Annotated in this window: 21 protein-coding genes and 1 tRNA gene; 18 read left to right on the plus strand and 4 right to left on the minus strand. The window is 56.5% G+C overall.

Features of this window, described 5'->3' with window-relative positions:
* Positions 1-44: 44 nt before the first annotated feature.
* The 4 genes from glgD to glgB form a co-directional block, all read right to left on the minus strand.
* Complete coding sequence (gene glgD / locus ACTQ48_RS04490; RefSeq protein WP_441570235.1) at positions 45-1,172, minus strand: glucose-1-phosphate adenylyltransferase subunit GlgD; 1,128 nt, start codon at positions 1,170-1,172, stop codon at positions 45-47.
* Positions 1,173-1,176: 4 nt separating this feature from the next.
* Positions 1,177-2,325: a glucose-1-phosphate adenylyltransferase gene (locus ACTQ48_RS04495; RefSeq protein WP_154518056.1), complete on the minus strand. Its 1,149-nt coding sequence runs from the start codon at positions 2,323-2,325 to the stop codon at positions 1,177-1,179.
* 105 nt (positions 2,326-2,430) lie between these two features.
* Complete coding sequence (locus ACTQ48_RS04500; RefSeq protein ID WP_441048450.1) at positions 2,431-4,857, minus strand: glycogen/starch/alpha-glucan phosphorylase; 2,427 nt, start codon at positions 4,855-4,857, stop codon at positions 2,431-2,433.
* A gap of 94 nt (positions 4,858-4,951) precedes the next feature.
* Positions 4,952-7,231, minus strand: a complete 2,280-nt coding sequence (gene glgB / locus ACTQ48_RS04505) for a 1,4-alpha-glucan branching protein GlgB (RefSeq protein WP_441031236.1) — start codon at positions 7,229-7,231, stop codon at positions 4,952-4,954.
* A gap of 332 nt (positions 7,232-7,563) precedes the next feature.
* Here glgB and ACTQ48_RS04510 point away from each other — a divergent pair, with 332 nt between their 5' ends.
* The 18 genes from ACTQ48_RS04510 to ACTQ48_RS04595 all read left to right on the plus strand — a co-directional run bounded on the left by ACTQ48_RS04510 (position 7,564) and on the right by ACTQ48_RS04595 (position 25,741).
* Entirely contained in the window at positions 7,564-8,253 is a 690-nt protein-coding gene (locus ACTQ48_RS04510) for an HAD family hydrolase (RefSeq protein WP_441570236.1), read from the plus strand.
* A gap of 9 nt (positions 8,254-8,262) precedes the next feature.
* The gene (locus ACTQ48_RS04515) at positions 8,263-8,931 is read left to right on the plus strand and encodes a thiamine diphosphokinase (protein WP_441570237.1); all 669 of its coding nucleotides are present in this window, start codon (positions 8,263-8,265) and stop codon (positions 8,929-8,931) included.
* Positions 8,932-9,186: 255 nt separating this feature from the next.
* A tRNA-Ala gene (locus ACTQ48_RS04520) sits at positions 9,187-9,262 on the plus strand.
* Positions 9,263-10,049: 787 nt separating this feature from the next.
* Complete coding sequence (gene loaP / locus ACTQ48_RS04525; protein ID WP_441570238.1) at positions 10,050-10,595, plus strand: antiterminator LoaP; 546 nt, start codon at positions 10,050-10,052, stop codon at positions 10,593-10,595.
* Positions 10,596-10,662: 67 nt separating this feature from the next.
* Positions 10,663-11,364: a sugar transferase gene (locus tag ACTQ48_RS04530; RefSeq protein ID WP_441570239.1), complete on the plus strand. Its 702-nt coding sequence runs from the start codon at positions 10,663-10,665 to the stop codon at positions 11,362-11,364.
* On the plus strand, positions 11,364-12,638 hold the full coding sequence (locus ACTQ48_RS04535) for a glycosyltransferase family 4 protein (RefSeq protein WP_441570240.1): 1,275 nt from the start codon (positions 11,364-11,366) through the stop codon (positions 12,636-12,638). The genes ACTQ48_RS04530 and ACTQ48_RS04535 overlap by 1 nt, the downstream gene beginning before the upstream one ends.
* A complete protein-coding gene (locus tag ACTQ48_RS04540) occupies positions 12,638-13,687 on the plus strand; it encodes a polysaccharide biosynthesis protein (protein ID WP_441570241.1) in 1,050 nt (349 codons plus the stop codon). The genes ACTQ48_RS04535 and ACTQ48_RS04540 overlap by 1 nt, the downstream gene beginning before the upstream one ends.
* A gap of 1 nt (position 13,688) precedes the next feature.
* The gene (locus tag ACTQ48_RS04545; protein WP_441570242.1) at positions 13,689-14,906 is read left to right on the plus strand and encodes a polysaccharide biosynthesis C-terminal domain-containing protein; all 1,218 of its coding nucleotides are present in this window, start codon (positions 13,689-13,691) and stop codon (positions 14,904-14,906) included.
* 4 nt (positions 14,907-14,910) lie between these two features.
* Positions 14,911-16,095 (plus strand): non-hydrolyzing UDP-N-acetylglucosamine 2-epimerase, encoded by a 1,185-nt coding sequence (wecB, locus tag ACTQ48_RS04550; protein WP_441570243.1) that lies wholly within the window; start codon positions 14,911-14,913, stop codon positions 16,093-16,095.
* On the plus strand, positions 16,095-17,213 hold the full coding sequence (locus tag ACTQ48_RS04555; protein WP_441570244.1) for a glycosyltransferase: 1,119 nt from the start codon (positions 16,095-16,097) through the stop codon (positions 17,211-17,213). Before wecB ends, ACTQ48_RS04555 begins: the two co-directional genes overlap by 1 nt.
* Complete coding sequence (locus tag ACTQ48_RS04560; RefSeq protein ID WP_441570245.1) at positions 17,207-18,616, plus strand: O-antigen ligase family protein; 1,410 nt, start codon at positions 17,207-17,209, stop codon at positions 18,614-18,616. Before ACTQ48_RS04555 ends, ACTQ48_RS04560 begins: the two co-directional genes overlap by 7 nt.
* On the plus strand, positions 18,613-19,779 hold the full coding sequence (locus tag ACTQ48_RS04565; RefSeq protein WP_441570246.1) for a glycosyltransferase: 1,167 nt from the start codon (positions 18,613-18,615) through the stop codon (positions 19,777-19,779). Before ACTQ48_RS04560 ends, ACTQ48_RS04565 begins: the two co-directional genes overlap by 4 nt.
* 9 nt (positions 19,780-19,788) lie before the next feature.
* Entirely contained in the window at positions 19,789-21,078 is a 1,290-nt protein-coding gene (locus tag ACTQ48_RS04570; RefSeq protein WP_441570247.1) for a glycosyltransferase, read from the plus strand.
* A complete protein-coding gene (locus ACTQ48_RS04575; protein ID WP_441570248.1) occupies positions 21,071-22,531 on the plus strand; it encodes a lipopolysaccharide biosynthesis protein in 1,461 nt (486 codons plus the stop codon). The genes ACTQ48_RS04570 and ACTQ48_RS04575 overlap by 8 nt, the downstream gene beginning before the upstream one ends.
* Position 22,532: 1 nt before the next feature.
* Positions 22,533-23,498 (plus strand): glycosyltransferase family 2 protein, encoded by a 966-nt coding sequence (locus ACTQ48_RS04580; RefSeq protein WP_441570249.1) that lies wholly within the window; start codon positions 22,533-22,535, stop codon positions 23,496-23,498.
* Positions 23,495-24,310, plus strand: a complete 816-nt coding sequence (locus tag ACTQ48_RS04585) for a LicD family protein (RefSeq protein WP_441570250.1) — start codon at positions 23,495-23,497, stop codon at positions 24,308-24,310. Before ACTQ48_RS04580 ends, ACTQ48_RS04585 begins: the two co-directional genes overlap by 4 nt.
* Positions 24,307-24,699 carry a glycerol-3-phosphate cytidylyltransferase gene (gene tagD / locus ACTQ48_RS04590; protein ID WP_441570251.1) on the plus strand — a complete coding sequence of 131 codons (393 nt, stop codon included), beginning with the start codon at positions 24,307-24,309 and terminating at the stop codon, positions 24,697-24,699. The genes ACTQ48_RS04585 and tagD overlap by 4 nt, the downstream gene beginning before the upstream one ends.
* Before the next feature lie 82 nt (positions 24,700-24,781).
* A complete protein-coding gene (locus ACTQ48_RS04595) occupies positions 24,782-25,741 on the plus strand; it encodes an acyltransferase family protein (RefSeq protein ID WP_441570254.1) in 960 nt (319 codons plus the stop codon).
* The last annotated feature ends 598 nt before the right edge of the window (positions 25,742-26,339 follow it).

The following is a 26,339-nucleotide window of genomic DNA, read 5'->3' on the forward strand; positions in this document are numbered from 1 at the left end:
GGGCGACTATTCTACAAGTTACGTGCGATTATGTGGTGCCAACGTTAACGAGCGATGGTGGTATCGGAAGTTAACGGAGCCTTGCCCAGCACCAGGATGTTCTCGGGCGTACCGCGAAGCTCGGTGTTGGTGGGAACCACGTTGTTCTTGTCCAAGATGGCGTTCTCAACACGGGCGCCGCTCTTGATGATGCAGCTCTGGTTGATGATCGAGTTGGTCACCGAGGCGCCTTCCTCGATCACAACGCCGCGCGACAGGATCGAGTTGCGCACGGTGCCCTTGATGATGCAGCCGGCCGAGATGATCGAGTTGCAGGCGTGGCTGCCGGTCGCGTAACGCGAAGGCGGCACGTCGTGGGCCTTGGTCAGGATCGGGCGCTCGGGGTCAAAGAGCTGATCGGCCACGGTCTGGTCGAGCAGGTCCATGCTGCGACGATACAGCGACTTCTCGCTAAACACGCCCACGACCTCGCCCTTGTACTCATAGCTGCACACGTCGATGTTGCCAAAGTCGCCCTGGAGTGCCTCGAGCAGGTCCAGATAGTCGGCGGCCTGGTAGTGGTCGATGATCTCGAGCAGCGTCTCGCGGTTGACGATGCAGCAGTCCATAGAGGCGTTGTCGCCGTACGCGACGCCGGCGCTTACGGCCGTCAGGCGGCCGTTCTCGTTGATATCGAGCTTGGTCTCGTCTTCGACGTTGTGCGTGGCCTTGCAGTACACCACGGTCATCTGGGCACCGGATTTCTCGTGCGCCTCGATGATGGTGTTGAGGTCCATGTTAAAGATGACGTTGGTGCCCATCATCACAACATAGGGCTTGTCCGAGCGCTGGAACAGCGTCTTGTTGGAGATGATGTCGCGGAGCAAGAAGCGCATGCCGCCCTTGGTGGTGCCATACGCGTTGCCGGGCACCATGAACAGGCCGCCGTTCTTGCGGTCCAGGCCCCAGTCCTTGCCCGAGCCCACGTGGTCGATCAGCGAGCGGTAGTTGCCCGGCATGACAACGCCGACGGTCTTAATGCCGGCATTCATCATGTTGGACAGCGGAAAGTCGATCAGGCGGTAGCGGCCCAAAAACGGAACGGACGCGATGGGGCGATCCTTGAGCAGCACGCTGCCGTAGGTCGAAGAGTAGTTAGCGGTGATATAGCCGATGGCCTTGCGATTGATCATCGGATCATTCCCCCTTCCCGACAACGACGTCATTTCCAACGACGGCCGTATCCTTGGTGGTATCGACAGAGCCGAGCTTCACGCCCTCTTCGACCGTGGAGTTCTCGCCCAAAATAGCGCGGCAAATGTGCGCGCCGCTCTTAACGTGCGCACCCGGCAGCAGCACGGAGTCCTCGACCACGGCGCGCTCCTCGATGATGACATCGGTCGAAAGGATCGAGTGGCGAGCGGTGCCGTAGATCTTGCAACCATTGGAGACCAGGCAGTCGTCCAGGCGACCGTCCGGGCCAATGTAGTGCGGCGGACGCGTGGTGATGTTGGACATGATGGGGAAGCTCTTGTCAAACAGATCGAACTCGGGGTTGTTGCCCAGCAGGTCCATCGAGGTCTCGTGGAAGCTGGCGATGGTGCCAACATCCTTCCAAAAGCCGTGGAACTCGTAGCTGTACAGGCGCTTGTCCTCGCCGAGCAGCTTGGGGATGATGTCCTTGCCAAAGTCGTGGCTCGAGCGCTGGTCCAGAGCGTCCTCCTCGAGCGCCTTGACCAGGACGTCGGCCGAGAAGATGTAGATGCCCATGGACGCGAGGTTCGAATCGGGCTTCTCGGGCTTCTCCGTGAACTTGGTGATGCGGCCGTCCTCGGGGTCGGTGGTCAGGATGCCAAAGCGGCTGGCCTCCTCCCACGGCACGGGCATAACGCTCACCGTGAGGTCGGCGTTGTTCTCAATGTGCGTCTTGAGCATCTTGCGGTAGTCCATGCGATACAGATGATCGCCCGAAAGAATCAGGACGTACTTGGGGTCGTTGGACTTGATGTAGTCGAGGTTCTGCGTGATGGCGTCGGCCGTGCCCGCATACCATGCGCCACCGGTTTGCGTCTCGTACGGCGGCAGGATCGACACGCCACCGTCGCGGCTGTCCAGATCCCACGCCTCGCCAGAGCCCACGTAGGCATGCAGCAGATAGGGACGATACTGCGTCAGAACGCCCACCGTGTCGATGCCCGAATTGGAGCAGTTGGACAGCGAAAAGTCGATAATGCGGAACTTGCCACCAAAGCTAACCGCCGGTTTAGCGATCTTTTGGGTGAGTGCCCCCAATCGGCTTCCCTGTCCTCCTGCGAGGAGCATCGCGATGCATTCTTTCTTACTCATCGGTTTCTCCTTCTGTCATCGATGTTCCTAAACCCATTAGCGACGGGCGCGGCGCTCGGTCGCGCCCGTCGAGTAATGCCGTGCGGCAAAGGGAACTCGCGGCCTTTAAGCGTGCCAGATCTCGTCGCGGTACTCGCGAATGGTGCGGTCGCTCGAGAACCAGCCGCTCGAGGCGGTGTTGAGCAGGGCCTTGCGGTTCCAGGTCTCCTGGTCGCCATAGCTGCCCGTGAGCTTCTCCCATGCATCCACGTAGCTGCGGAAGTCTGCCATGACCAGGTCGGGGTCGTTGTTGTTCATAAGCTCGTTGTAGATGCTCTCAAAGTTGCCCGAAAGGCCGGCAAACGTGTTGTCCTTGAGCTCATCCATCACGCGGCCCAGACGTTCGCGATCATTGTTGAGCGTATCCCACGCAAAGTAGCTGTTCGATGCCCAGAGCTGCTCGACCTCGGGAGCGGTCAGGCCAAAGATCGCCTCGTTCTCGCGGCCGGCCAAATCGGCGATTTCGATGTTGGCGCCGTCGAGGGTGCCCAGCGTAATGGCGCCGTTCATCATGAGCTTCATGTTGGACGTGCCCGAGGCCTCCTTGCCAGCTGTGGAAATCTGCTCCGAAATCTCGGCGGCAGGGTAGATGAGCTGTGCGTTGCTCACGCGGAAGTTGGGGATAAAGCAGACCTTCATGACTTCGTTGACGCGCGGGTCGTTGTTGATAACCTCGGCCACCGAGTTGATCAGGCGGATGGTCTCCTTGGCAAAGGTGTAGCTCGAGGCAGCCTTACCGCTAAAGATAAAGGTCGTCGGTGTCACGTGGAAGTTGGGATTGGCGATGCGACGGTTGTAGATGTCCATCACCTTCATGATGTTCATGAGCTGGCGCTTGTAGGCATGAAAACGCTTTACCTGAACATCGAAGACGGTGTTGGGGTCTATAACCAGACCGGTCTCTGCCTTAACGTAGGCGGCAAGACGCTCCTTATTGGTGCGCTTGGAGGCACCCACGGCCTTCAGGAACTCGGTGTCGTTCTGAAAACCTTTAAGTTTCTCCAGCTCAAAGGCGTCCTTGAGCCAGCCGTCGCCAATGGCCTCGGTCACGAGCTTGGCGTAGGTGGGGTTGGCCTCGGCAAAGAAGCGACGGTGCGAGATGCCGTTGGTCTTGTTGTTGAACTTCTCGGGCGTTAAGGCATAGAAGTCCTTGAGCACATTGTTCTTGATGATATCGGAGTGAATCTTGGCCACGCCGTTGACGCTGTGGCTGCAGATCACGGACAGGTTGGCCATGCGAACCTCGCCGTCCCATAGGATGGCGGTCTGGCGCAGACGCTCCTGCCAGCCCTCCTGCGTAGTATCGAACGACTCATGCCAACGACGGCTGATCTCGTCGATGATCTGGTACACACGGGGGAGGAGCTTGGAGAACGTGCCGATGGGCCACTTCTCCAGGGCCTCGGGCAGGATGGTGTGGTTGGTGTAGCTCACGACCTGCGTCACGATGTTCCAGGCGTCATCCCACTCGAGCTTCTTCTCGTCGATGAGGATGCGCATGAGCTCGGGGCCGCACATGGCGGGGTGCGTATCGTTGGTGTGGATGGCCACAAACTGCGGCAGCAGCTCCCAGTTCGCGCCGTGCTCCTTCTCAAAGGTGTCGAGCAGGCTATAGATACCGGCCGAGACAAACAGGTATTCCTGCTTCAGTCGCAGCAGACGGCCGTGCTCGCCGGCGTCGTTGGGGTAGAGGATGGCGCTGATGGCCTCGGCCTCGGCGCGCTCGGCGTCGGCCAGGGCGTAGTCGCCGCGGTTGAAGGCCTCAAGGTCAAAGTGCTCCTCGACCGGCTCAGCGGCCCAGACGCGCAGCTTGTTGACGGTCTCGCCGGCATAGCCCACCACGGGGATGTCGTAAGGGACGGCCAGGATGTCCTGCGTGTCCACGGTTCGATAGAACGTGCGGCCGTTCTCCTCAAAGCCCTCGACGCGGCCACCAAACTTAATGGTCACGGCCTTGTCCTGACGACGGACCTCCCAGGGATAGCCGTTGGTGAGCCACTCGTCGGTGGTTTCGACCTGGCTGCCGTTGACGATCTCCTGTTTAAACAGGCCGTAGCGGTAGCGCATGCCGTTGCCGTAGCCGGCAATGCCCTCGGCTGCCATGGAATCCAGGAAGCATGCGGCCAGTCGACCCAGGCCACCGTTGCCCAGCGCCGGATCGGGCTCCTGGCTCTCGATGACGGACAGGTCAAGGCCCATATCGTCGAGCGCCTCGGCGACCATGTCGCGCACGCCAAAGTTGAGCAGGTAGTTGTCGAGCAGGCGGCCAATCAAAAACTCGATCGAGAAGTAGTACACGCGCTTCTTGCCCTCGGCGGTGGCGCGGGCGTCGCTCTTGGTGGCAACGGTGCGGGCCTTTTCGGCCACGAGCTTGGCCAAGGCGTTAAAGCGATCCAGGTCGCTGGCGGCCTCGACGCTCTTGCCGCTAATGCTCATGACGGCATCGCGATAAAGCTCGGTAAACTCCTGCTTGTTGTCGAAGATCTTATTCATACGTTCCTTTCCCCCGGGGATGTTTCTCCCGGAACGGTTGTGACTTGTATCCTACGCCCCGCTGGGGCGGGTAATTACAGCTGTAACGGCTTTGTTACGCATCCTTAGGTGATGACTTAACAGAAGCAGACTTGGCTTTGGTAGCGGCCTTTTTGGCAGCCGGCTTCTTGGTCGCGGTAGCCTTGGCAGCGGGCTTTGCGGCGGCCTTAGCCTTGGCCTTGGTCGTCGTAGCCTTTGCCTTGGCCGGAGCCTTCTTGGCGGCCGCTGGCTTGGGCTTTACCGAGGACGCACGCTTGCGGGTCGCCTTCTTGGGCTCCTCGACCACGGGCGGCTTATAGCTGCTGGGGCCGCGACGCTTAAGCACCACGCCTGCCAGGCTGGGCACCTTAATCTCGATGGAGTCCATCTGCCCGTTCCAGGGATAGGGCTCGCTCGAGCAGGTGTAGGGCTCCTCGCCAGCATAGCCGCTGCCGCCAAACTCGGGACGGTCGGAGTCAAAGATGACCTCCCAGTCTCCCTCACGCGGCACGCCCACACGGAAGCTCTCGTAGGCCGCCGGGTCAAAGTTGATCAAGATCACGAGGTCGTCATCGACGTCCTCGCCCTGACGCACAAAGCTCACGATGGACTGCTTGGAGTTGTCCGCGTCGATCCAGGTAAAGCCGTCGTCATTGTAGCCGCGCTCGTACAGGGCGGGCTCGGCGGTATACAGGTGGTTGAGCGCCTTAATGAACGCCTGATGGTGTGCATGGGTCTCATACTGCTCGGTCAAGAACCACTGAATAGATTCGTAGTAGCGCCACTCGATAAACTGGCCGATCTCGTTGCCCATAAAGTTGAGCTTGGCACCGGGGTGCGTCATCTGGTAGAAGGCGAGCGTGCGCAGGCCGGCAAACTGGCGCCACCAGTCACCCGGCATGCGGCCGATGAGCGAGCACTTGCCGTGCACGACCTCGTCGTGGCTCAGCGGGCAGATAAAGTTCTCGGTAAAGGCGTACATGATGGAGAACGTGAGCAAGCCGTGATTGCCGGGGCGCCACGGAAAATCGGTCTGCATGTAGTGCAGGGTGTCGTTCATCCAGCCCATGTCCCACTTGTAGTGGAAGCCCAGGCCGCCGTCCTGCGGCGGATAGGTCACAAGCGGCCACGCGGTGGACTCCTCGGCCATCATCATCACGTCGGGGTAGTGCGCCTCAACAGCGCAGTTGACCTGACGGATAAACGCGCTGGCGTCCAGGTCCTCCTCGGTACCGTACTTGTTGAACTTCTTTTGGCCAGGATCGTCAATGCCAAAGTTGAGGTACAGCATGCTGGACACGCCGTCCATGCGAATGCCGTCCACATGGAAGTTCTCGATCCAGTACAGCACGTTGGAGACCAAGAAGGAGCGGACCTCGCCGCGGGCGAAGTCAAACTTGTGCGTGCCCCAGTTGGGGTGAATCTCGTGCTCAAACAGCATGTGCCCGTTAAAGGTGGCAAGCCCGTGGGAGTCGGCGCAAAAACCGCCGGGCACCCAGTCCATGATCACGCCGATGCCCGCCTCGTGGCACGCATCGATAAAGTGCATGAGCTGCTGCGGGTTGCCGTAGCGCGACGTGGCGGCAAAGTAGCCGGTCGTCTGGTAGCCCCAGGAGCCATCGAAGGGGTGCTCCATAAGCGGCATGACCTCGATATGCGTGTAGCCCATATCGCGCACGTAGTCCACGAGCTCCACCGACAGGTCGTCGTAGGTGTAAAACTCGCCGCGCTGCGCAGGGAAGGGGTCCATGGGACCGGGGTAGTTGCCGTACTCGTCCGGCTCGCCCTGTGGCTCGTCTCCGTGGCGCTTCCACGAGCCAATATGCACCTCGTAGATGTTGAGCGGCTGCGACATGTGGTTGTGGCCGGCGCGGCGCTTGAGCCACGCGGCGTCGTTCCACTGGTAGCCATCGAGGGTCCACAGCACGCTCGCCGTTCCCGGAGGGCACTCGGCCTTAAAGGCGTACGGATCGGCCTTGTAGAGCTTTTCGCCCTCGTTGGTCTCGATGAGGTATTTATAGAGTTGGCCCTGCTCGGCGCCAGGAATAAAGCCTTCCCAGATAGCGCTCGTGTGTACGGGCACCAGCGGGTTGGCTTGTTCGTCCCAATTGTTAAATTCACCGATAACGTGGACGCTCTTAACGTCGGGCGCCCAAACGCAAAAACGCCAGCCGCGCGTGCGCTGCTGCGTGTCGGGATGCGCGCCCATCTTTTCCCAGCTGCGCTCCCACATTCCAATGCCAAACAGATAGACATCGTCCTTGGTGAGCTCCGGTGCGTGCGGGGCGGCTTTACGGGTAGCGGGCTTTTTGGTTGCTGGCTTTAGCTTTGTATCGCTCACGTTTGATCCCATCATGACGCGGCAGCGTGTTGCCTTGGTGACTAGATGCGAAAGGTCCAAGGCTGCACGAATCGAAGGGACGGCGATAGCTCTATGATTCGTCCCACCTCGCGTGCTCGGTGGAACTTTCGGCAAAAACCACAATAACACCAGTCCGTTACTTTTATGGACGAAAGTGGATTTACGGTGGCGTTTAATCGGTGAGCGCCATGTTTATGCCACTGACAGAATTGCGATGGTAAAACTCTTGACAGTTTTACCAATTAGGGTTTTCAAGATATTTAGATTTACGTTTGGTAAAACGTTTTTAGCAGGTTGTTTACCATTTGACATTGAAAGGTTTGCGAATGAACCACACAGCCGCCTCTAATGTTGCTTTTATTTTTGATTGCGACGGCACACTGGTAAATAGCACCCCCGTTTGGGACTATGCGTCGCCCGAGTTATTGCACCGTCACGGCATTGATGTAACGATTGACGATTTTGCCCAGTTTGAGCATTTGTCGCTCGAGGACGAGTGCCAGGCCTACCACGACACGTGGGGCATTGGCGAAAATGGCGAGGAGCTGTATCGCGAGCTGAGCGACATCCTGATCGATGGCTACTCCAAGGTGCCGCCGCGCGAGGGGCTCCTGGCGTTTTTGGAGCAGGCGAAGTCGGCCGGCATTGCTATGTGCGTGGCCACGTCCACGCCGGCCGAGCTGGTGCAGTCCGCACTCGCGGGTGCGGGGCTCGACTCCTACATGGAGTTTATTACCACGACGGGCGAGGCGGGCCGTTCCAAGCAATTCTCCGACGTGTACGAGCTGGCGTTGCGTCGCCTGGAAGAGCGCCGCGGTCACCAGTTTGAGCGCGTCTGGGTGTTTGAGGACGCCGTCTTTGGCCTTAAGAGCTCTGGCACTGCAGGCTTTAAGCGCGTGGGCATCTATGACCCGCACGGCCGTATGGAGCGCGACGAGGTTCGCGACAACTGCGACATCTTTATCGACAGCTATGAGGACCTGGATCTGGCCCGCGTGCTTTCGTTTGAGGGCTAGGCGAGGGCCGTGGCTTGCAAAGTATTAGTTGTTTGCGGCTCGCCGGTGGTGGCGAGCGCGGATCTGTTGCGTCGACTAGCGGGGGAGTGCGACCACGTTGTCGCCGTGGACCGCGGGCTCGACGCGCTTCTGGGCGCGGGGCTGGTCTGCGACGTGTATGTAGGAGATGCCGACACGGTGAGCGACACCGGTCGCGCGTTGGTCGATGCCGCCGAGGCCTTTGAGGTTGAGCGCCACGACCCCTACAAGGACTATACCGATCTGGCGCTGGCGCTCGATTCCGTCCGACGCCGCTGGCCGGGTGCCGAGGTGGTTGCGACCTGCGCCACCGGCGGTCGCCCGGACATGGCCCTGTCTGTGTTAGGGCTACTGGCAGGCTATGCGGACGCCCCCGTCTGGATCGAAGAAGACGAAGTGACGGCCAGAATCCTGCACCAGGACGAGACCTGGACCATCGAGGGTGCCGAGGGCAAAACCTTCTCCATCATCGCCATAGCCCCTGGGACAGTAGTAAGCGAACACGGCCTAGAATGGGAACTGGACCACAGCCCCCTCGGCCTGCTAGCCGACACGGGCATCTCTAATGTCGTAAGGAAAACGGCCAAGATTCAAGTCCACCAAGGCATCGCGATCGGTTATTTATACCGTGAGGGTTTTATCGGGACGGTGGGCGAGTAGGCAATCGCCGCGTGAGGGTTTTATCGGGACGGTGGGCGAGTAGGCAATCGCCGCGTGAGGGTTTTATCGGGACGGTGGGCGAGCAGGCAATCGCCGCGTGAGGGTTTTATCGGGACGGTGGGTTAATTAGCTGGTTTTGGCTAAGCCAAAACCAGCTAATTCAGCCCCGTCCCAGGAAAACCCGTAAGGCAGGGCAACAACCCAAAAAAGTCCTTGCATCAAAGGAAATCTTCCCCTATAGTACTGCCTCGTCACGGGGGCGTAGCTCAGCTGGGAGAGCGCTTGACTGGCAGTCAAGAGGTCAGGGGTTCGATCCCCCTCGTCTCCACCATCGTGAATGCAAAGGCCTTCGGAAAACCGAAGGCCTTTTTTCATACGTGTCCACACTACAAACCAAAGTGACGCTCGCATCAACCTGTAAAAAGTTGCGCAATTACCTCCCCGTTTTATACAAAGTTTGTTAGCCAAAACATAATAGTTTGAACAATTCACGCCGCCAGCTTTACAACTCAGGCAGTGGTCGCCAACCCACACACCCCCATAAACCTGCGGTAATGTGTGCAAGACGACACAATATCTCCCATAACCACGGCAAATAACCAATATGTTGCTCAACATACCCCAAAACGTATGGGCTACCTGCTGTGCTAGGATAAATAACGTTACATGGGTTCAACTGTGTTCACGGCTCCAGCAAGCCGCAAAGCACAGGGTCGATCAGCATCCGGCCGTAACGGCGGTGCCAGAAAAACCACGAGCTCCAATAGTCGTCATGCGTTTCGCATCGAAAGGCTTTGTTTTTGTCTACGGGCAAGCTGTTCTTTCGATTCGATATTCCATGACTCATCGCAGCAGTCCTACAGCTGTTTGCGTGCGATTCAGTTTTGTTCCCGCTTGACTGGATCGCACGCAGCCAGCTGGGGTCGCGGTCATTTTGCGATACACGTCCGCGTCTCTAGCAACTGCACTTATACATACCGTTCACGGTGGGGCAGAGCCACGCGCTTGTCTAACTGGGCTCAGGGTTTGAATATGGAGCGCCTTCGCGCACAAGCGCCCTGGCGAAGCCATACCTAAACCCCGTGAGCCACACGTAAGACAGCAAGGGGGTGGTGCTCGTGTGGTACGTGATCCAGGTCATTAATGGTCTCGAAGATGTAATGCGAGAGCGCATTGAGCACGTGGTGCCGGCTGGCTCCATTCAGGAGCTCTTTTATCCCCAATTTCAAACCGAGATTAAAGTACACGGCGAATGGGTCAATACGACCAAGCCGCTCTTTCCCGGTTATCTTATCTGCGACACGGCAGATCCCCGCACCGTGCAACAGTATCTGCTACGCATGGACGACTTTGCCCGGGTGCTATCCCAGGACGGTCAGTTTGTGCCGCTGGCAAAAGAAGAGGTCCAGCTTATTGGTGGCTTTACGCATAAGGGAGACCGCGTTGTGCCCATGAGCGAGGCCTTAAAAGACGGCGACCAGGTCGTAGTGACGGCTGGTCCGTTGCTGGGCCACGAAGGCCTTATCAAAACCATTAACAGACGCAAGAGCACTGCTTATTTGGAGCTCGACCTGTGCGGCCGACGCGTAACTACGCGCGTTGGCCTTGCCGTGCTTTCGGCCGAGCAGCGCGCAATGCGAAACCTTAAAAAGGCGATCGCCTAATTACGGGCAACTGTTTAACGGGACAGGGAGGATCCCCGGGGGCGGGGACGTAGGTTTGAAGGAAATAGTGTCAGACAAAACTGAATATAGCGGTACCACAGCCGTTGGAGCGAAGCCAGCTGCTTTAGAGATTAAGCCGAGCGGTACTTTGGTCTATCGATTTCTAAAACGACTGTTCGATTTTATATTTAGCCTTTGTGTGAGCGTTGTGCTGGTAATTCCAGTGTCCATTGTCTGTGCGTTCATTTGCCTTGAATCTCCCGGAAACCCGCTGTACGCACAGGAGCGCGTCGGCAAGGGCGGTAAGACTATCAAGATTCTTAAGCTTCGCAGCATGGTCGCCGACGCCGGCAACGTGCAGAAGTATCTGAGTCCTGAGCAGCTGAATCAGTGGAAAGTCGAGCGTAAGGTCGACGATGACCCTCGTATCACTAAAGTCGGCCAGTTCATTCGTAAGTGCTCGATCGACGAAATGCCGCAGTTTCTTAACGTGTTGAACGGCGACCTTTCCGTCATTGGCCCGCGCCCCATTACGAGAGATGAACTTGATCAGCATTTCTCCGACGAGGAGAAGGCTGAACTGCTTTCTGTTCAGCCCGGCATTACGGGCCTGTGGCAGGCAACCGACCGCAATGCCGCGACCTTTGAGAGCGGTTTACGTCAAGAGATCGAGCTCCACTACGTTCGGAACCGTTGCTTCCGCATGGACTGGAAATGCTTCACGTGCACGTTCGGTGCAATGTTCGGAAAATCCAAGACAGGCCGCTAATGAGATCGACAATAGACAACGATAAAGCTATAGGATTTAAGATTCTGGTTGTTAGTCAACACTATAAACCCGAGCCATTTAATGTCTCCGAGGTGTGCGAGGGGTTAGCGCGACTGGGGCATGACGTCACAGTGCTGACAGCGCTTCCTAACTATCCGGAAGGTAATGTGCCTGAGGAGTTCCGTGGAGGCAAGCACAGGGACGAGATAGTTGATGGCGTACGTGTAGTGCGCGTCCCCATTGTCTCTCGAGGTGCCGACTTAAACGGATTAAATAAACTTAAACGAGTTGCTAATTATTTTTCGTTTCCTATTGCATCATGGTTGACGCACGCCGCAATGGATAGACGGTACGACTGTGTGATATGCATGCAGTATTCACCCGTACTTATGGCACTTCCTGCCCTACGCATAGCAAGGAAGCAGGGGGTGCCCTGCCTTCTATGGTCGTTTGATTTGTGGCCGGAGGACATGCTAACGGGCGGCTTGAGTCGAGATGGTCTACCGTACAGGATTATGCGGCGAGTTTCTCGTAGTATCTATAGACGAGCGGACATGGTGGCGGTGACCTCTCCGGGGTTTACAACATACTTCGACGAGCGGTTAAACCTTCATGATCTTAAGACCGTTTGGTTACCGCAGCTCGCAGAAGAGACATTCGAGCGCGTAGCCGACACAGCCGAAGCCAATGTCCGTAAGACCGTCTTTACCTTTGCAGGAAATATTGGTGGAAATCAAGGTGTCGAAACGATTGTCCGAGCAGCATCGCTTTTGGTACATGAGCCCATCCACGTTCGTATTGTCGGTTCAGGCTCTCGTCTAGATGCATGCAGAGCTCTCGCGGTTGAGCTTAAAGCGACCAATGTGGAGTTCTCTGGACGAATGTCAATCGAGGCCATGCCGAAGGTCTATTCGGAATCCGATGCCATGCTGCTAACCCTTTCCAGGCCCGCGGACGGCGGCTCTCTCGTCCCTGTTTACACGATACCCCGCAAGTTCCAGTCCTATTTGGCGGCAGGCAAGCCAATCCTGTGCGCTGTTGACGGCACGATCGGCAAGATCATTGCTGACTCTAACTGCGGAATTGCTTGTCCGGCAGAGGACCCAGTAGCTCTTGCTGATGCTATGAGGCGCTTTTCGCGCATGGGCCCAGAGGGTCGCACAGACCTGGCTCGAAACGCAAGGATGCTCTACTCCGAGCGTTTCTCGCGGCAGAAGTTCTTCGCCCGACTCACGGCGATCATCAAAGATTTACTTCAATCGAAAGGCAACTAATGAGCGTATTCAAAGACAAGACCCTCATGATCACGGGCGGCACCGGCTCGTTCGGCAACACGGTGCTCAAGCACTTCATGAACACCGACCTTGCCGAGATCCGCATCTTCTCCCGCGACGAGAAGAAGCAGGACGACATGCGCCACCGCCTGCAGGAGAGGTCGCCCGAGCTCGCGTCCAAGGTGCGCTTCTTCATCGGCGACGTCCGCAACGCCCAGAGCGTGCGCGATGCCATGCACGGCGTTGACTACATCTTCCACGCAGCCGCCCTGAAGCAGGTTCCCTCCTGCGAGTTCTTCCCCATGGAGGCCGTGCGCACCAACGTCATCGGCACTGACAACGTCCTGCACGCCGCCATCGACGAGGGCGTGGACCGCGTCGTGTGCCTGTCCACCGACAAGGCCGCATACCCCATCAACGCTATGGGCAAGTCCAAGGCCATGATGGAGTCCATCATCTACGCCAACGCCCGCAACGGCGCCGGCCGCACCACCATCTGCTGCACCCGCTACGGCAACGTCATGTGCTCGCGCGGCTCGGTGATCCCGCTGTTCATCGACCGCATCCGAAAAGGGGAGCCGCTCACGGTCACCGACCCCAACATGACCCGCTTCCTCATGAACCTGGACGAGGCCGTCGACCTGGTGCAGTTCGCCTTCGAGCACGCCAACCCCGGCGACCTGTTCATCCAGAAGGCGCCGGCCTCCACGATCGGCGACCTCGCCGAGGCCGTGCAGGAGGTCTTCGGCCGCGTGGGCACCCAGGTCATCGGCACCCGCCACGGCGAGAAGCTCTTCGAGACCCTCATGACCCGCGAGGAGCGCCTGCGCGCCGAGGACATGGGCGGCTACTACCGCGTCGCCTGCGACTCGCGCGACCTCAACTACGACAAGTTCGTCGTGGACGGCGAGGTGGAGACCCAGGCAGACGAGTCCTACACCTCCCACAACACCGAGAGGCTCGACGTGGAGGGCACCATCGCCAAGATCAAGACCGCCGAGTACGTGCAGCTGGCCCTGGAGGGCCGCGAGCACGAGGCGGTGCAGTAGGGTGCGCGTCCTCGTCACCGGCGCCAGGGGCTTCGTCGGGAGGAACCTCTGCTGCGCGCTCAAGAACATCCGCGACGGCAAGGACCGCCGCGCGAAGTACCAGTCACTCCTTCCCCTCGAGGTCATGGAGTACGACATCGATTCGACTCCCGGGGAACTAGATGCGTACTGTTCCCGCGCCGACTTCGTTTTCAACCTGGCCGGCGTCAACCGCCCCAAGGACCAGTCCGAGTTCATGGAGGGCAACTTCGGGTTCGCCTCCACGCTGCTGGACACCTTGGAGCGCCATGGGAACACGTGCCCCGTCATGCTCTCCAGCTCCGCACAGGCGAGCCTGTCGGGCCGCTTCGAGGGCTCGGTCTACGGCGAGTCCAAGCTCGCGGGGGAGGGCCTGTTCCGGGAGTACTCCGAGAGGACCGGTGCCCCGGTGCTCATCTACCGCTTCCCCAACCTCTACGGCAAGTGGTGCCGCCCGCGCTACAACTCCGCCGTGGCGACCTTCTGCGACGCCATCGCCAACGGCCGCCCCTACACCGTGAACGACCCCAGCGTGGAGCTGGAGCTCCTCTACATCGACGACCTGGTCGAAGAGATGTTGGGTGCGCTGCTGGGCGAGGAGCACCGCTGCGGTTACGAGGGGCTCGAGAGGGTAGAGGGTGATGAGTTCTGCTACGTCCCGGAAACTGACGTCAAGTCGCTAGGCGAGATCGTCTACCTGCTGGGCAGCTTCCGCGACAGCCGCGAGACGCTCTCGGTGCCCGACCTTTCCGAGGGCTCCTTCTCCAAGAAGCTCTGGAGCACGTTCCTGTCCTACTACGAGCCGGGCAACTTCGCCTACGGCCTCAGGCCCAACACGGACGCGCGCGGCTCGTTCACGGAGTTCCTGCGCACGCCTGAGCGCGGGCAGGTCTCCATCAACGTGTCCAGGCCCGGCATCACCAAGGGAAACCACTGGCACATGAGCAAGTGGGAGAGGTTCCTGGTGGTCTCCGGCACCGCCTCCGTCAAGCTGAGGAAGGTGGGGGAGGACTCCGATGGAAATCCGTTCCCCGTCGACGAGTACGTGGTCTCGGGCTCGGACATGCGCGCCGTGGAGATGATACCCGGCTACACGCACTCCATTACCAACCTGTCAGACACCGAGGACCTCGTGACGGTCATGTGGGCCAACGAGCCCTTCGACCCCGAGAACCCCGACACCTACTACGAGGAGGTCTAGCCGCATGGGCAAGGACTATTCCGATATCGCATTCAGGGACGACGGCCGCCTGAAGCTGCTGATCATCGTGGGCACCCGCCCCGAGGTCATCCGCCTGTCCGAGGTCATCAAGAAGTGCCGCCGCCACTTCGACTGCCTGCTGGCGCACACCGGCCAGAACTACGACTACACGCTCAACGGCATCTTCTTCCGCGACCTGTCGCTCGACGACCCGGACGTCTACCTGGACGCCGTGGGAACAGACCTAGGCGAGACCGTGGGCAACATCATCGCCGCGAGCTACAAGTTGATGATGCAGGTGCAGCCCGACGCGCTGCTGATCCTGGGCGACACCAACAGCTGCCTGTCCGCCATCGCGGCCAAGAGGCTCCACATCCCCATCTTCCACATGGAGGCCGGCAACCGCTGCAAGGACGAGTGCCTGCCCGAGGAGACTAACCGCCGCATCGTCGACGTGATCTCCGACGTCAACCTGGCCTACTCCGAGCACGCACGCCGCTACCTCAAGGACACCGGCTGCGCCCCCGAGCGCACCTACGTCACGGGTTCTCCCATGGCCGAGGTCCTTCGCGCGAACCTTGACAAGATCGAGGCCTCGAACATCCTCTCCGAGCTCGGCCTGGAGCCCAAGCGCTACATGTTGCTCTCGGCGCACCGCGAGGAGAATATCGACACCGAGGCGAACTTCACGAGCCTGTTCACCGCCATCAACGCGCTCGCGGAGAAGTACGACATGCCGATCCTTTACTCCTGCCATCCGCGTTCCCGCAAGCGCCTGGAGGCCACCGGCTTCGAGCTCGACCCGCGCGTTCGCATGCACGAGCCCATGGGCTTCCACGACTACAACTGCCTGCAGATGAACGCCTTCGCGGTGGTGTCTGACTCCGGCACGCTGCCTGAGGAGTCCAGCTTCTTCGCGAGCGTCGGGCATCCGTTCCCGGCGGTCTGCATCCGCACCTCCACCGAGCGCCCCGAGGCCCTGGACAAGGCCTGCTTCACGCTCGCCGGCATCTCCGAGAGGGGACTGCTGCAGGCGGTCCACACCGCCGTCGAGCTCGACGCGGAGGGGTCGCTTCCCGAGGCGCCCGTTCCCGACTACGCCGACGAGACCGTGTCCACCAAGGTGGTCAAGATCATCCAGAGCTACACCGGCGTCGTGGACAAGATGGTGTGGAGGAAGTGCCAGTAGTGACGGTTTACGCCCACATAAACACGTTCCCTCACGGTTCAACCGGCAATATCATGATGAAGGAGCACAAGGAACTCCTTGCCGCCGGCAAGGAGTCCTTCGCATTTTGGGGGCGCGGTAGAGATGCCGAAGACTGTCATGAGATGCGGTTCGCAAGCGATTGGGATGTGTACCTCGACGGGGTTCAAACGCGCTTGGATGGCAAGGCTGGGTTCCATAGTAAAGCTGCCACAAAGCGCCTGCTCGCACGCTTGGACGAAATTCAACCTGACGTGGTACATCTCCATAACATTCATGGTTACTACGTTAATATTGAGATGCTGTTCGGGTGGCTTGAGAAACACGCTTGCCACGTGGAATGGACCCTGCATGATTGCTGGGCCTTTACGGGCCACTGTACGCACTTTACATATGCGAAATGTGAACAGTGGAAAGACTGCTGTGCATATTCGAATTCGTGCTCGCAACTCAATGCCTACCCTAAGACGCTTGCCAGTGTTTCTTGCTCGTGGAACTACAATCAGAAGAAACGTATTTTCAACCTAGTTCCGGCGAATCGGATGAAGATTGTTGCGCCCTCGCGGTGGCTCGCTGACCTGGTTGGGGAAAGTTTCCTCTCGAAGTATCCCGTTGAGGTTCGTCATAATTCAATCGACACTGGCGTTTTCAAGCCGACCAAAAGCGATTTTCGCGAGCGCTACGGAATAGGCGACAGGTTCATGATCCTGGGTGTCGCGAGCCCATGGACCGAGCGCAAGGGCCTCGCAGACTTTTTAGAGCTAGCGAGCAAGTTGAATCGAAATAAATACGTCATTGTGCTTGTAGGACTATCTCAAAAGCAGATAAAGATGATGCCTGAAGAAATCGTGGGCATTCCCCGCACAGACTCAGGTGAGGAACTCGCAGGCATCTACTCAACTGCGGATGTATTCTTCAACCCGACGGCGGAGGATAACTTTCCTACAGTGAACCTGGAGGCCGAGGCGTGCGGAACGCCAGTAGTGACCTACGACACGGGTGGTTGCAGGGAGACCATAAAAATGCCTGCGTCTGTTGCTATTCAACCCGAGGATGCCGTAGATGCATTGCTCCGACTCGAAATGAGCGATAATTGCTAAACGTTGCAACCCTAAATGAGGATGAACCTGTCGTTTCATCTGCAAGTTCACCCAAATATCGTTCACGAAACATTCGAATCATATTTGGACTAATGGTTTTACTGTCCACTGCGGCAACAATACCGCTGCTCTCCCTTCCCATTATCCCTAGCTTCGCTAGAGACAATGGATTCTTGCTGATCTTGGCCAGTCTTTTTGCAATCATACTATCTAAGAAGGGCCATCTGAAGCTTGGAAGGATTCCCGCAAATTTCGTGCCTTTTGTCCTGTGTGGTGCTTTGACCACGATACTGATGGCCTTTATATTAACTGCCCAGGGATATGAACTATTTGGTGCAACTCCGATTAGTTCAATCTCGAAAGGATTGCTCTGGCTCATCTTCGATGTCGTCATCGTTTTCTGCGTTTCATATTCTTACGGACAATCATGTATAGCGAGCCTCGATAAGGCTTTTGATATCCTCCTCGTCATAGTTCTTGTGGTGGGCGGAATCCAGGCTGGCGCTGCCCTCGGTATACCGGGTTTCTCTACTCTATTTGATTTTATTAACGTTGGGGGATGGTTCTCGGCTTTTAAGGCTTACGGCCCGAAGCGACTTACCGGCATCGGCAGTGAGCCTGCAGCAATGAGCAAGACCCTCGGCCTGCTCTGCTTGCCGTATTGTTACTGTCGGGCGACTTCAGGAGGCGGCGCCCGTTACGGCGCCGCTTTTGCCGCCCTCCTTGTGCTAGCCTTTATGACAGGTTCGACGACAGTCTATGTCACAGTTGCCTTTGTCGTTCTCGGAATAGCCGTCTTAAACATTGGCAAGAAGAAGTCGAGGGCGACAATCCTAACTCTCTGTCTCTGTATCATCACCTTGCTTATTGTTTTCGTCTATTTGGTCGCACATCCTGAAATCTTCGCCAACTCTGACTTTTATCGTACCCTGCAGTCGGTGCTGGGCAAGATATCTGATGCCGGTAATCAATCTACTGCCTATAGGAACAGTACTATCATCAATGATATTGAGATTTTCAAAGACTACCCGATATTTGGAGTCGGGGATGGCAATCAAGGATTCTTCTATGCACAGAACTTGCCATCTTGGGTCCTAGCATCTGGATCCACTGAGGCGCTGTCCGCTCTCTCGGGTAGAATTGGCGTCTTGAACGGGGGTGCATTCCTACCATCGATCATCTCTGGCTATGGTGCACTGGGCTGCGTTCTTTTCTCTTGTTGGATTGTCGTTTCTATCCGTATGGCCTTTTCGAACAAGGGAAACATGGGGCACTACTATTCGTTATTTATTGTCGCGATGTTTGCCTCAATTCCTATCTGCTGGATGGCGGAAGGTTTTCAAGGTGCCCCGGTTGACGTCTTTCTCGTCTTTTGTATGCCTGCGTTGGGTGAACGAAAATGAGCCTTTCAATTTCATTTTTCTCGAATTTCTTCAATGCGCACCAGCTTCCAATCGCACATGAACTTTCTTCCAACCCTGATGTCGATTATTGCTTTGTGGCGATGCAAGAGTCTGACGGGCTTGAGGGTCGTGCTTGTATGAACGATTGCTTTCCGTTCATCGTAAAGCAGTACCTTGGGCGCGCGGAAGCAGAGAAGGCCATGGCGCATGCTGTAAACGATGATATTGTAGTGTTTGGTGACATGGTAGGCGATGAAAGCTATGTCCGTGCTCGCGCTAATACCGGAAAGCCGTTCTTCCGCTATTCCGAGCGTATTCTCAAGCGCGGGGATTGGTGGACCTATGTTCCACCCAAGAGATATCGAACGTATGATAGGTTTACCCGGTATAACGACTTTCCAATGTACGTACTCTGCGCAAGTGGTTATACCGCGCGAGACCTCGACAAGTTTGGCTATCCCGTCGAGCGCTGCCTTAAATGGGGTTATTTCCCACAGGTTGACGCTAGTCCCGTGGAAGCACGTAGGCCGCTTCAACGGGATGTAGCACTGTGCTCTGCCCAGCGGCTCATCCCGTGGAAGCGCGTCGATCTGCAGGTGCGCATGGCAAAAGAACTCAAGGACCGCAACGTGCCCTTCAGGCTGACCATAGCCGGAGGCGGCGAAGAAGAGCTTTCACTAAAGGAACTTGCCTGTAAACTGTGCGTGGACGATCGAGTTACATTTGTCGGCGCGCTATCTTCTGAGGATACGCTCGCCCTCATGCGTAACAGCGACGTCTTCCTCGCGACTAGCAACCGCAAGGAAGGATGGGGGGCAACGGTAAACGAGGCCATGGCTGCCGGCTGTGCCGTCGTCGCGAGCAATCAGATTGGCTCGGCGCCTTTCCTCATCGAGCCCGGTGTCGACGGGCTGATCTTTCGCTCCGAGAGCGCGGTGGATTTGGCGGACACGATCTCCGCTCTATTGAGCGATTTAAACATGCTTGGAGACATCGCCCGAGCTGGAACGGAAAAGGTCCGCGGTCCTTGGAGCGCCAAGGGCGCCGCCGAGCGGCTCTTGAAGGCTTCGATGCAGCTTTTGGCCGAAGGTAGTTTATCGCCTTTTGAAGATGGGCCTCTAAGCATCGCCGACGTTATTGACGAAGACTGGTATCTGAAGTAGGGAACACCTTTGAAAAAAGTTTTATTCATAATGCAGTCGTACCCCTCGGCGCGTTCGGCGAACGTACTGTGCGACGACATGATTATCCAAAGGCTTTTGACAACGCGCGAGGTGGAAATACACTGTCTCTGCATGCGTTACCACAACCAGCCGCTCGAGGAAGAGATTGGCGGGGTCCACGTCCACCGCTTTCCCGTGGGACCATACTTCGAGTTCAAGGACGGCGCACTTCGTAGACCGGGATCCGCTGCGGACAGGTTTGTCCGTGTCTTCGACAGGGTTGTGCTCCGTGCCAACCAGGTATTCACGATCCCCATTTACCCCTGCTTTTACCCCATAAGAACAGAGAAGTTCATTCGCGAAGCGGAAAGGCTTTACGCTCAACACTCGTTTGACGTGATCGCCTGTGAGCATTATGGCTACGAGACAATGATGGCTGGCTTCAATCTGAAGCAAAACCACCCTGAGGTGCGCTACCTGCAGTTCTTCTGGGACGCGCTCTCGGGCGGAACTAAACCCGGGTATCTTCCCATGGCTTTCGTCGACAAAAGGAGAGCCGCTCTTGAGGAGCGTATTCTCGATACCGCAGATTGCTCTGTTGCCATGATGAGCCATCGGGCACATCTTTGCACAAAGTCCTATGCTAAGCGGGCGGCAGAAACTGGAAGACTTTGTTTTATGGGGATTCCTTATCTTCAGCCTGTGGTGGCGAATGCCGATTCCGAACCTGCGCTTGTGTTCGACGACTCGCAAGTCAACATCGTATTTGCCGGTAATCTTTGGGGCCGAAACGTTGAGTACGCAGCAGCACTGATCGATGCCTTACACGATCTAGACGTTGTCCTCTGGATCATTACTTCCAGCAACACGAGTGAGCTGAAAGATAATCTGGTTGGGTATGGGAAAAGGGTTAGGTTTGTTCCCTACATTCCCCATGAAAAGCTCCTCGGTGTGCTCGCATCCGCGGATGCTCTTTTGAACATGGGCGTCAAGAACCCAAACGCCATTTCAGGAAAGATATTTGAATACATGGGTTGTTGTAAGCCCATCATTTCAACTTATTCAATCGATGACGAGGCATGCCTTCCCGTTTTGAAGCGCTATCCCCTCAGTCTTTTGGTTGATGAGAGGCGCTCTGATATGGTCTCGGTCGCACGCGAGGTTAGGGATTTCCTTGTTGGGAATATGGGCAAAGAAGCAGACTACACCGCCATCGAAAACGAGTTCCACAACTGCACTCCCGAGGCTTACTGCGAGTTGTTCAACCTCCCCCTAAAATTGGCTGATGCTCATGAATAGCGGGAACGAACAGTCGATTACTGGATCACTTTTTTGGAAGCTCTGCGAGCGATTTGGTGCGCAGGTTATTCAGATGGTGGTTTCCATTGTTATTGCCAGAATCCTTGAGCCTACTGAATATGGCTCGGTGTCAATGCTCGCCATCTTCATCAACCTAGCCACCGTGTTTGTCGAATCAGGGCTGAGCTCAGCCCTGATTCAGAAGACCGATGCCGACGAAGCCGACCGTTCTGCTGTATTCTTCTACAGCATGGGCATGGCCATGCTGCTCTATCTTCTGCTTTTCTTCTGCTCGCCGTTCATCGCAGCGTTCTACGGGATGCCGCAGCTCGAATCTTTGCTCAGGGGTCTTGCGCTCGTGCTGTTCCCCGGAGCCTTTAACTCCCTGCAGATTTCCATCCTTTCCAAGCGAATGGAATTTAAAACCCAAGCAAAATGCAGCCTCGCATCAGTCGCGGCGGCGGGCTCCATTGGAATCGGTCTCGCACTCATGGGTTACGGCGCCTGGGCGCTTGTGGTGTATCAGCTCGGCAACAAGCTGTTGACCTGCCTGCTGCTCCATTTACACCTACGCTGGCTTCCCAAGTTCGGCTTTTCGGTGAGAAGCACCGTCGGCCTCTTCAAATTTGGCGTGAAGCTACTGGGAGCCAACCTTATAGACACGCTCTACCACAACCTCGAAAGCCTAATCATAGGAAAGAAGTTCTCGGCGGCTACGCTCGCGTTTTCCGACAAGGGTAAAATGTTTCCACTGGTGCTTATCGACAACGTGGACGGAGCCATCCAGTCCGTTATGTTCCCGAGCTACGCACTTAAACAGGACGATATGCCTGGACTGCGCATGCTATTGCTCAAGACTATCTCCGCAAGCACGTATCTTGTCTTTCCCCTCATGGTGGGACTCGCCTGTGCAGCCGAACCTCTTGTCTGGATCATACTTGGCGATAAGTGGATGGGTGCAGTCCCATTCCTCATGATCTACTGCGCCATTAGTTCGCTGTTCCCGTTCCAGACCGCTGGCCTCCAGGCTCTCAATGCTATCGGTCACAGCGGAGATTACTTCAGAGTGATCATGGCCAAGCGCCTTATTGGATTGGGTCTGCTCGTCGCGGCGGCAATCCTCTTCGATTCGCCTTTCGCTATTTTGGGCGCTGCATTCGTGGGGGAGCTTGTAGGTACCGTACTTAGCGCCATGCCCTTACAGACAACCGTCGGCGTGGGTCTCGCACAACAGCTGAGAGCCTGCCTTCCCAATTTCGCGATGGCGCTCTTGATGGGATGCGCCGTCTTCTCTCTTACGCTTTGCGGTCTTCCTTACCCGTTGATGCTGCTTATTCAAATTGTCGTGGGTACGGCTGTTTACGCACTTGAGTCTGTCCTGCTGCACAATGAGAACTTTGAGATGGTCAAGGGGATAGCCATGAAGGCAGTCCGCGGAAAGAAGGCGAACTGAGATGAGCGTTGCTGAGGAATACGCTGACATTACCGTAGTTATACCGACCTATAACAGGCCCGAGGTCCTCAAGGGCACCATTGAGTCGTACCTCGCTGGAAGAGTTCTCCCAAGGCAGATCGTCATTGTTGACCAGACCTCCGAGCCCTTTAACCCGGCAAGCATCCTGGATAAACGCGGCGTAGACATCGATGTTGTGTGCAGTGCGATTCCGAGCTTGACACTCGCGCGCAATATCGGCGCGCGAGTGTCAAGCAACGATATTATCCTGTTCTCAGACGATGATATCGTTGTGAACGGTGATTCTGTCGCCGTTCTTGCGGATGCGATGGACGATAACAGGCTTGCGCTCGTGGCCGGCGTCGACATCGCCGAGAATGGAGTGCATGGAAGCCCCGTGAGGCCTGGGTTGGCACGAGATATTGTCGGAACACTCCTCGGAATGAAGAAACCTTGGCGCAAGGACGGGTATATCGTGCGTGCGAGCATGCGTGGACGGTACCCGATGCCGGTTTCGCAACGCGTTCCGACGGAGTGGGCAATGGGTTATTTCTTCTGCGTGCGCCGCTCGCTCATGGAGCTTTGGGGTGTCTGGTTCGATGAGGGATTGAAGCGCTACGCGTATGCCGAGGACCTTGACTTCTCTATGCGGTATTGTGAATGCGCCAAGAAGGCTGGACTGTTCTGCATCTTAGATCCCAACATCTATGTGCACCACCTTGCCTCGTCCGAATGGCGCACCCCCTCTGACGAGGCAGTTAGATATTTCATCGACAACCGGCGCTACATCGCGCGCAAGGTTTATCCGGGCAGATGGTGGTATCTGCTGACCATGGGCTGGTTCGACACGCTTTTTGCGTTGACTAAACTGCCGAGCGCCCCCGCGTACTCAAAATGCCTGCTTATGAATGTCTACAACGGACTGGCATCCTCGATATGTCCCAAGCGAAAGGAACATAAGAAATGAAGGAAATGACCCTGAAAGAAATCCAGGACGAGGAGCTCGCCCTGCTAGAACGGTTTGCCTCATGGTGCGACTCGCACGGCGTGCGCTACTTCCTTGCAGCAGGATCACTGCTCGGAGCGGTCCGGGGTGGAGCGCCAATTCCATGGGATGACGACATCGATGTCCTTGTCCCTCGCCCCGACTATGATAGGCTTGTAGCCGATTTTTCCGGCGACTCAAGGTGCGAGTTGCTTAGCCCTGGAGAAGGTTACCCGTGGAACTTCTCAAAACTGGTAAGTTTGAAGACTCGATTCGTCGAGGATGGGCTCGCAATGCCCGATCACATGGGCGTGTACGTAGACATTTTTCCCGTCGACGGCCTACCTCCCGAGGGTTATGATGCCCGTATGGCGGACCTGCGATTCGCGGTAAAGGTTGCCGGCGTCGTCTTCGCCAGGGACTATTCAAGCGAAGCAAACCGAGGCGGTGTCAAGAACGCCCTTCGTCGTCTCGCCTCGATCGTCGGCAGGCGACTCTTCTCGCAGCAGGCCCTCGCTGAAAAGATTCAAGATATCTGCCGCTGGAGCCCCTTCGAATCTTCGGATAAAGTGGGCGTGTTATTTGGTGCCTATGGGGCGCCCCGCGAAGAGTATCCTCGCCGAATGTTCGATGGCAACTCCGAGGTGATGTTCTCGGGTAGGAATTTCAAGACCTTCGCCGATCCCGAGAGCTATCTAACACATATGTATGGAGATGACTGGCGCACCCCGACACCACAGAGCCCCCGTGTCCATGGGAAAGCATGGATGCAGGAAGGAGGTGATGTCCGATGAGGCGCGTCATCACCTATGGAACGTTCGATTTACTGCATTACGGACACATCAATCTTCTCCAGCGTGCAAAGGCTCTTGGCGACTATCTGGTTGTCGGGCTGTCTACAGACGAATTCAACTGGAACGAGAAGCAGAAGAAGTGCTATTTCAGCTTCGAGAAGCGAAAGAGGCTACTCGAAGCTGTGAGGTATGTCGATCTGGTCATTCCTGAACAAGAATGGGAGCAGAAGAGGAGCGACGTCCACGAGTACCACATCGACACGTTCGTTATGGGTGATGACTGGCAAGGCAAATTCGATTATCTTTCCGAGGAGGGCTGTGACGTCGTCTACCTGCCCAGAACACCGGAGATCTCTACTACGCAAATTAAGAAAGATCTGAAAAGCTAGAAAGGGGACCACTTGAACGAACCCGGTAATAATCACGCGCGGGGGGTCGGAAGCCCAGGGGCGAGACGAACGTATAGGATGGATAGACTGCGCACGAGGCATCGCAATGCTGCTCGTCGTTCTGGGTCACTGCTATATGACTCTCGAGGATCCCGTAAACCGCTTTGTCCTCTCGTTCCATATGCCAGTGTTCTTTTTCCTGTCAGGTATGTGTGTAAAGATAACGGATGGGACCTTTGCAGCCTGGGCATTTAAGAAGGCGCGAAGTTTGCTTGTCCCGCAGATCACCCTCGCCGTAATCGTCTTCGCCTATTCGGCCACATCTCAAGGTGTGAGCGTCTTTACGCTCATCGAGTCGCTTCTAGTGTGGTTTCTTCCGGTGCTCTACATCTGCATGCTGCTGTTTTGGTGGCTTACAAGGCTTGCTGGCAACTCTGTCAAGGCGTGGTTGCTTGCACTCTGTTTCGTCATGACTGCAGCACCCCTCGTTGACCTTCTAGGCATCGATCTATGTCCCATTCGCCCCGAGACCGTACTCGCCAGCCTTTTCTTTTTCTGTTTCGGTTATGTGTGGAGGCTAGTAGATCTCAAGACAAATACCTTTGCCAAGTCCGGCATGTGGGCAGCTGTTGTCTTTCTCGTCCCGGTGCTATTTGCCCTCTCCCAAATGAATGCTCCAATTGTAATGTATGAAGGGTCATTTGGCTTTTGGCCTCTTTATTTCCTTACAGCTATGATTGGAAAATTGTGGGTATGTGTGCTCGGTCGCCTTCTTGAGGAGATTAAATTCCTCGTCTGGCTTGGACGGACGAGTATCGTTATGTATGTGGTGTATTTTCGCTTCATATCCCTCCTTCGTGCAGTTGTCGTCCGAGTTCTTCCTGTCGCAGGGCTCTCCCTTGGTGCAAACGAGATGGCCGTATTGTTGTTTGTTTCATCCATGGTCATTCTTGTTCCACTCGTCAACTTATGCGATAAATATCTCGGATTTTTGTTTGGAAAGGGAGTTCTACGAAGCATTAGTGGGAACAGGCCTGAATAGCGACATCATGAAAATGCATGTAAAATTCCACGTTTGTCATTGAGGAGCTTTGAATAGAGGGCTTAAAAGGAATTTTAGTTTCTATTCATTAAAGTCGCCATGCCGACTGTGCAGACAACTTACCCTGTAGCCCAGCGGTCTTAACCGAAAAAACCTTCCTTGTAACAACATCACGTCCAATTCCGACAATTTCCGCGCGAGCTCCATCCAGGGCGTCATGAAGCGCGTGAAGTCCAAGGGAGTGCCCGTGGTAGTCTACGAGCCCACGCTGGACGCGCCGGAATTCATCGGGTCCGAGGCCACGCACGACCTGGAGGCCTTGCAGGCCGGCTGCGACGTGATCGTCGCCAACCGCTGGAGCGACGAGCTCGCTGACGTGCGGACAAGGTATACACGAGGGATCTGTTTAATCGGGACTAGGGGAGAGCTGGCTTCGCTAACGGCTACAATCACTCGTTAGTTTAACTGTGTTGAGAGCGGGGCATATGATCGCGTCGAAAATGTTGGTGTAAGGGTGACACCCTAGCGCTCGTTTAACGAAGAACGGCCTTCGTCCTAGAATCTGAAATCACCACAACAACAGGTTCTAGGAAAGGAC

Origin of the sequence: Collinsella sp. Sow4_E3 (genome assembly GCF_052116285.1) — a bacterium.
In the GTDB taxonomy this organism is placed as follows: Bacteria; Actinomycetota; Coriobacteriia; order Coriobacteriales; family Coriobacteriaceae; genus Collinsella.